This is a genomic window from Pseudomonas agronomica, from assembly GCF_025917275.1.
Classification (GTDB): domain Bacteria; phylum Pseudomonadota; class Gammaproteobacteria; order Pseudomonadales; family Pseudomonadaceae; genus Aquipseudomonas; species Aquipseudomonas agronomica.
In genome coordinates, this window is sequence record NZ_JAOSHO010000973.1 from 1 (window position 1) to 669 (window position 669).

General features: G+C 62.2%; 1 protein-coding gene. It reads right to left on the reverse strand.

Going from position 1 to position 669, the window contains the following annotated elements; translation table 11 throughout:
* Positions 1 to 17: 17 nt before the first annotated feature.
* Positions 18 to 669, reverse strand: a 652-nt coding sequence (gene speE, locus OC610_RS28450; protein WP_264433061.1) for a polyamine aminopropyltransferase, incomplete at its 5' end; no start/stop codon positions are given.

Consider the following 669-nt stretch of genomic DNA (forward strand, 5'->3'; position numbering starts at 1 on the left):
GCAGACCGTCGCTGACGTCAGTCGTTACTCGGCTTGTTGATCGCCTGCAACACATACTGCGGCATGGCGAACGCGCCGATGTGGATCTCGGGGTTGTAGTAGCGCGTCACGATGCCGCTGCCGATGAACCGCTCGCGCAGGGTTTCACGGGACAGCTTGCGGTAGGCTGTATCAGTCGAACCCCAGGCGAAGGTCATGGCGCCGCCGATGTAGGTCGGCACGGCAGCCTGGTAGAAATGCCAGTCGGCGAACAGGCCACGCAGGCGTCCGGCGGTGGTCTGGACTTCGCCCAGTTGCATGAACGGCGTGCCGTTCTGGGTCACCAGGATTCCGCCCTCGTTCAGGCAACGGCGGCAGGCCTGGTAGAAATTTTCCGAAAACAGCACCTCGCCCGGACCGATCGGGTCGGTGGAGTCGGAAATGATGACGTCGAATTTTTCCTCGGTGGTGGCGACGAAACGCATGCCGTCGTCGATTACCAGGTTCAGGCGCGGATCGTCGTAGGCGCCCTTGGAGTGGCTGGGCAGGAACTCCTTGCACATGTCCACCACGGTGCCGTCGATTTCGACCATGGTTATGTGCTCGATGCCCGCATGCTTGGTCACTTCCCGCAGCATGCCGCCGTCGCCACCACCAATGATCAAGACACGCTTGGCCGCGCCATGGGCC